Source organism: Bacillus sp. AFS001701, assembly GCF_002559405.1.
Taxonomy (GTDB): domain Bacteria; phylum Bacillota; class Bacilli; order Bacillales; family Bacillaceae_G; genus Gottfriedia.
The window spans coordinates 1-6,153 of sequence record NZ_NTZO01000062.1 but is presented as its reverse complement, the minus strand read 5'-3'; the positions used below and the strand labels follow the sequence as shown (position 1 = coordinate 6,153).

Below are 6,153 nucleotides of genomic sequence, written 5' to 3'. Positions count from 1 at the left end.
ATAAATGAGTAGTATATTGGTTGACATTTATAGTAAAATAAGCAAATAATTTTACAAATATAAAAAAAGAGTAATGGGTAAATCGATAAGGAAGTGTAGTTCATGACAGAAACATCATTTTATCGCGACACTTGGGTAGAAGTAGATTTAGATGCAATTGAGGAAAACATCAAAAATATTGTATCGCTTTACCCTAATCATCAAGAAATATATGTAGCTTTAAAAGCGAATGCATATGGACATGGTTACGTTGAAGTAGCGAAACAAGCATTGAAGTCTGGAGCAACAAGATTATTAGTTGCTTTTATTGATGAAGGGATTTTTCTGCGCAATGCGGGTATAGAGGCGCCGATATTAGTGTTAGGAGCAACTAGACCAGAGGATATTAACGTTGCAATCAAGAATAAATTAACTTTAACGGCATATAATGTTGATTGGTTAGAAGGTATTACTAAAAATCTAAAAAGCACAGATCGTACAATGATTCATATTAAATTTGATACTGGGATGGGGAGATTAGGCCTAAAAACAAAATCTGAATGGGAGCAAGCTGCATCGATCTTACGAAAAAATCCATCAATTATACTGGAAGGTTTATTTACACATTTTGCTACTGCTGATGAGCTAAATAGATCCTATTTTAATGAGCAAGTAGATAAATTTTATGAATGTATAGAATGGGTTAAGAGCAGTGGATTCTCTCCAGAGTTAATTCATTGTGCAAATAGTGCAGCGGCTGCATTAGAAACAAACTTATTTAATACTGTACGTGTTGGTATTATCATGTATGGTTTAACTCCATCTTTAGAAATAAAACCAATGTTACCATTTACTTTAAAACCAGCACTATCGCTTTATACGAAAATCACTCATATTAAGCAATTACCAGCTAACAGTGGTGTAAGTTATGGTGCAACGTATTTTACTTCTGATTCGGAGTGGATTGCGACGTTACCAGTTGGGTATGCAGATGGCTGGCTTAGAGATATGCAAGGATTTTCTGTGTTGGTTGAAGGTGAAAAGGCAGAAATCGTTGGTAGAGTTTGTATGGATCAGTGTATGATCAAGCTTTCTAAACATTATCCTGTTGGTACAAAAGTGACTTTAATAGGAGAAAGTAAGGATGGAGCAGTAACGGCTGAGGAAGTCGCTACACATATGAATACCATCAATTATGAAGTAACTTGCCTTATAAATCATAGAGTACCAAGGGTATATAAAAAGAATGGAAATATTAAGTCCATAAGTAATTATCTAGTATTAGATTAATTGTAATTTATGTATTAAAGTATGAAACACTGTTATTTGGTTAAGATAAACGAAGATATGTGTCTTTCCAATCACTGAAAATAATGGTATGATGTAGTATAGGGAGATATATGGGTAATAGTTGATTCTGGAGGTGCTGAAACTTGTCCGAACTAAATGCGACAACTGAAATAACAGTACGTTTACCAAAACATGTAGTAAGCGAACTAGATGGATTAGTAAAGCAAGAAAACGGTAATCGAAATGAGTATATTTATCAAGCGACTAAGATGTTTTTAAAAGATCGTAAAAGACGCCAAAGTCGCGAACAAATGCGACGTGGATACATGGAAATGGCTAAAATCAACTTATTAATATCTTCTGAGTCATTCTATGCTGAGTCTGAAGCGGATTCTAAAGTGGAGCGCTTAGTTAGCGGGGGGTAATCACTTGATAGTAAAACGTGGCGACGTATATTTTGCAGACCTTTCCCCTGTAGTTGGCTCAGAACAAGGTGGAGTTCGTCCGGTTCTCATAATACAAAATGATATCGGTAATCGTTTTAGTCCTACCGTTATAGTCGCTGCGATTACAGCACAAATCCAAAAAGCAAAGCTTCCAACACATGTTGAAATCGATGCTAAAAAATATGGATTTGAACGTGATTCGGTTATACTACTAGAACAAATTCGAACGATTGACAAACAACGATTAACCGATAAGATAACACATCTTGATGATGAGATGATGGATCAGGTTGACGAAGCGTTGCAAATCAGTTTAGGACTTGTTGATTTTTAAAGTTGCTTTTATAGCAGCTTTACCTACATAGATTAGAATAAATTGTTTTGTAACCCTTTCGTCTTGAAAGGGTTATTTTAGGTCCTTTAAAATTCCCAAAAATTGGAGGCGTTAATTTTGTCACAACAATTGATTAATAAAATTGCATCTGATTTATCGATTACTACAAAACAAGTAGCTACCGTAATTGAATTAAAGGAAGAAGGAAATACGATTCCCTTTATTGCCAGGTATCGAAAAGAAAAAACGGGTTCTCTTGATGAGGTGCAAATTCATTCAATTTTAGAAAAATATGAGTATGCTGTAAATCTTCAAACGAGAAAAGATGAAGTAATCCGTTTAATTGAGGAAAAAGGGAAACTGACTGATGACTTACGTAAAAGTATTACATTAGCTACAAAGCTACAAGAAGTTGAAGATTTATACCGACCATATAAAGAAAAAAGAAGAACTCGTGCTACAGTAGCAAAAGATAAAGGGTTAGAACCTTTTGCAGAATGGTTATTTTCAATGCCAAATGAAGGTTCACTTGCGGATGAAGCGTTAAAATACATAAATGTTGAACTAGAAGTTAATACAGTTGATGAAGTTATTCAAGGTGGAAAAGATATAATTGCGGAATGGATTGCAGACGATGCTACTTATCGCAAGTGGATTCGTGAAGTTACCTTCAAAAAAGGAACGATTGACAGTACGGTAAAAGACTCCGAAAAAGACGAGAAAAAAGTATACGAAATGTATTACGAGTACTCTGAACCAATTTCAAAGATTGTTCCACATAGAATACTAGCAATGAATCGTGCAGAAAAAGAAGATATTTTAAAAGTTGCAATTCAATCTCCTTATGATGAGATTATTTTATATTTAGAAAAAAGGGTTATTACAAAGGACACTTTTGTACGACCAATCTTAATGGAAGTCGTTGAAGATGCATATAAAAGATTAATTCAGCCTTCAATTGAAAGAGAGATTCGTAAAGAATTATCCGAAAAAGCTGATTCACACGCGATTAATATTTTCTCAGAAAACTTGCGTTCATTATTATTGCAACCACCATTAAAAGGGAAAATCGTACTAGGAGTAGATCCTGCATTTCGTACAGGTTGTAAATTAGCAGTAGTAGATGAGACGGGCAAAGTGCTCAAAATAGATGTGATTTACCCTCATCCTTTCAGAGGAGAAAGAGAAGAGGTTCAAAGAAATAAAAGAGAACAAGCAATTACAAAAATTAAAGATATTCTTTTCAAATATAAAATAGAAATGATCGCAATTGGAAATGGTACGGCTTCGAGAGAAACAGAGCTGTTTATATCTGGAATTTTAAAAGAAATGAAAAATAATACTTACTATGTAATTGTAAATGAAGCTGGCGCAAGTGTTTATTCAGCATCTGAGCTAGCAAGAGAAGAGTTCCCAAATTTCCAAGTTGAGGAACGAAGCGCAGTATCAATTGCAAGACGACTTCAAGATCCGTTAGCAGAACTAGTAAAAATTGATCCGAAATCTGTTGGGGTAGGATTATATCAACACGATGTATCACAAAAGAGCTTAAATGAATCATTATCATTTGTCGTTGAAACATCTGTTAACCAAGTAGGTGTAAATGTAAATACAGCATCAGTTTCACTACTTCAATACGTATCAGGTTTGTCCAAAACAGTAGCGAAAAATATTGTTAATTACCGTGACGAAAAAGGGAAAATTACAAACCGAAAAGAGCTTAAAACAATACCGAGATTAGGCGCTAAAACATATGAGCAATGTATTGGATTTTTACGTGTTCTTGAAGGAGATGAGCCTTTAGACCGAACAAGTATTCATCCGGAGAGCTACGTGCAAGTAAAAAAATTATTAAAGCAATTAAATTTCTCAACGAGCCAAATTGGTTCAAATGAATTGAAAGAACAGTTAAAAACGATTAATTTAAAAGAAGTATCAGAACAACTAGATATTGGTGAAATTACGCTAAAAGATATTTTAGCATCATTAATGCAACCTGAAAGAGATTTACGAGATGAATTAGCTGCACCAATCCTTCGCCAAGATGTTCTTCAAATTGAAGACCTAAAAATAGGGATGGAACTTGAAGGAACAGTAAGAAACGTAGTCGATTTTGGTGCGTTTGTTGATATCGGGCTAAAGAATGATGGCCTTGTTCATATTTCTAGAATGAGTAGCAAATTTATTAAGCATCCGCTTGATGTTGTATCGGTTGGTCAAGTAGTAAAAGTATGGATTGCTGAAGTAGACCAAAAGAAACAAAGAGTAGGTTTATCTATGTTACCAATTGAATCGAAAGAAATCATCAAAGCTTGATTTTTTGATAATAAAACCAACATTGATTCAATAATTTAATTTGATAACGGTTTTTTTCATAAAATGCTTTTTGCATTTGAGTTTTAAGCCAACTAGGCATTACCATGATGAAAACCTCCAACTTAAAAATCTTCGCCCATCTTTTTTGAGGATGGGCGATGAAATAAATGAGTGAGGGGTAACCTTCCGATACATTGTATTAAAAGGATAACTGTATTGTTCATTTTGATAGTAAAAATTACGCCGTTGTAGAGAGATTTACTAAGAGCAGCCCATTTAGCATAAATCGTACTAATAAGATCTTTTGAAATTCTCATTTGTAAGTTTAATGTATGCGCATACCCAAGAATTTGTGAGTTGTTCAGTTATAATAAAAGAAGAAATAAAGGATGGCGATTCATAAATGGATAATGAGGAGATACAAAAACTGGTTGAAGAACTATCAATCACTTATTTCGAACGACCATTTCTCCACCAAGCTTCTTTCAATACTAGATTGAGGACAACTGGTGGTAGGTATTTATTAAAAACAAGTAATATCGAATTAAATAAGTTTTATTTTGAAGAACACGGAATCGAAGAGTTAAAGGGGATCATATTACACGAGCTATGTCATTATCACCTTCATATTATGAAGAAAGGATATAAGCACGAAGATAGAGATTTTAAAGAGCTATTAAAAAAGGTAGGTGCTCCTAGGTATTGTAAACCACTAAATTCAATAAAAAAAACAACGCATTCTTATAAGTATAAATATAGATGTTCAGGGTGTGGGCATGCTTTCTTAAGAAAAAGAAAAGTGGACATAAAACGCTATGTATGTGGATTATGCAAAAGTCCATTAAAACTATCATAAATAGTGTTGACATCTAATATGCATTTAGTTTATATTAATACTTGTCATCACGTTTTAGCACTTGATGAAAAGATTAGTATTTTTCCGCAGTAGCTCAGTGGTAGAGCACTCGGCTGTTAACCGAGTGGTCGTAGGTTCGAACCCTACCTGCGGAGCCATTATTATAGAGAAGTACCCAAGTGGCTCAAGGGGCGCCCCTGCTAAGGGTGTAGATCGTTTACGCGGTGCGAGGGTTCGAATCCCTTCTTCTCTGCCATATATTAGGCCCGTTGGTCAAGCGGTTAAGACACCGCCCTTTCACGGCGGTAACACGGGTTCGAGTCCCGTACGGGTCACCATTTTTATCCTGGAGGATTAGCTCAGCTGGGAGAGCACCTGCCTTACAAGCAGGGGGTCGGCGGTTCGAGCCCGTCATCCTCCACCATTAACTACATATGGTCCCGTGGTGTAGCGGTTAACATGCCTGCCTGTCACGCAGGAGATCGCCGGTTCGATCCCGGTCGGGACCGCCATTATTTACTACAAATTGTAGTATTTTTTTCTTTATCTGGAGAAAAATAGTAAGAGTGGGTTTTTGGAGTTAGTATTGAAATGTCGGATTGTTTTTTATCTTGAGGAGTTGATTCGAGGGGTAAGGGCAATACAACATAAAAAAAATCCTGCGGTGTAAGTTCATGATGTTAACTCGGAGGAGTTAATTCATGGTGCTAAATCAATGGGCTATAGCCAAGCGGTAAGGCAACGGATTTTGATTCCGTCATGCCCTGGTTCGAATCCAGGTAGCCCAGCCATTTTAGTTTTTTTATTAATATGTTTAAGGTATGGGGATTTGCTTTTATCTTAGACGCGATCGTGTAGACAGTAAGTTGGTTTAAAAATATTTGGTATTTAGTTATACTTGTAATATCTTTATATTACGAGCCATTAGCTCA

General features: G+C 35.4%; 6 protein-coding genes and 6 tRNA genes. 11 read left to right on the top strand and 1 reads right to left on the bottom strand.

Annotation, left to right across the window (positions count from 1 at the left end; genetic code table 11):
- The first annotated feature begins 102 nt into the window (after positions 1 to 102).
- The 4 genes from alr (at position 103) to CN514_RS05430 (ending at position 4,365) form a co-directional block, all read left to right on the top strand.
- Positions 103 to 1,269, top strand: a complete 1,167-nt coding sequence (alr, locus tag CN514_RS05445) for an alanine racemase (RefSeq protein ID WP_098231726.1) — start codon at positions 103 to 105, stop codon at positions 1,267 to 1,269.
- 143 nt (positions 1,270 to 1,412) lie between these two features.
- Positions 1,413 to 1,694 carry a CopG family ribbon-helix-helix protein gene (locus CN514_RS05440; RefSeq protein WP_069033898.1) on the top strand — a complete coding sequence of 94 codons (282 nt, stop codon included), beginning with the start codon at positions 1,413 to 1,415 and terminating at the stop codon, positions 1,692 to 1,694.
- 4 nt (positions 1,695 to 1,698) lie between these two features.
- Entirely contained in the window at positions 1,699 to 2,049 is a 351-nt protein-coding gene (ndoA, locus tag CN514_RS05435) for a type II toxin-antitoxin system endoribonuclease NdoA (protein ID WP_056476047.1), read from the top strand.
- Between the two features lie 117 nt (positions 2,050 to 2,166).
- Positions 2,167 to 4,365 carry a Tex family protein gene (locus CN514_RS05430; protein ID WP_176525805.1) on the top strand — a complete coding sequence of 733 codons (2,199 nt, stop codon included), beginning with the start codon at positions 2,167 to 2,169 and terminating at the stop codon, positions 4,363 to 4,365.
- Here the strand turns inward: CN514_RS05430 and cmpA are convergent.
- On the bottom strand, positions 4,355 to 4,465 hold the full coding sequence (gene cmpA, locus CN514_RS05425; RefSeq protein WP_088003988.1) for a cortex morphogenetic protein CmpA: 111 nt from the start codon (positions 4,463 to 4,465) through the stop codon (positions 4,355 to 4,357). The genes CN514_RS05430 and cmpA overlap by 11 nt on opposite strands.
- Positions 4,466 to 4,768: 303 nt before the next feature.
- Here cmpA and CN514_RS05420 point away from each other — a divergent pair, with 303 nt between their 5' ends.
- The 7 genes from CN514_RS05420 (at position 4,769) to CN514_RS05390 (ending at position 6,012) form a co-directional block, all read left to right on the top strand.
- Positions 4,769 to 5,221 carry a SprT family protein gene (locus CN514_RS05420; protein ID WP_098231724.1) on the top strand — a complete coding sequence of 151 codons (453 nt, stop codon included), beginning with the start codon at positions 4,769 to 4,771 and terminating at the stop codon, positions 5,219 to 5,221.
- 83 nt (positions 5,222 to 5,304) lie between these two features.
- Positions 5,305 to 5,379 (top strand) — tRNA-Asn (locus CN514_RS05415).
- A gap of 7 nt (positions 5,380 to 5,386) precedes the next feature.
- Positions 5,387 to 5,477: transfer RNA gene (locus CN514_RS05410), tRNA-Ser, on the top strand.
- A 7-nt stretch (positions 5,478 to 5,484) separates the two neighbouring features.
- A tRNA-Glu gene (locus CN514_RS05405) sits at positions 5,485 to 5,559 on the top strand.
- Positions 5,560 to 5,569: 10 nt separating this feature from the next.
- Positions 5,570 to 5,645 (top strand) — tRNA-Val (locus tag CN514_RS05400).
- Positions 5,646 to 5,657: 12 nt separating this feature from the next.
- Positions 5,658 to 5,733, top strand: a tRNA-Asp gene (locus tag CN514_RS05395).
- A 204-nt stretch (positions 5,734 to 5,937) separates the two neighbouring features.
- Positions 5,938 to 6,012, top strand: a tRNA-Gln gene (locus tag CN514_RS05390).
- The last annotated feature ends 141 nt before the right edge of the window (positions 6,013 to 6,153 follow it).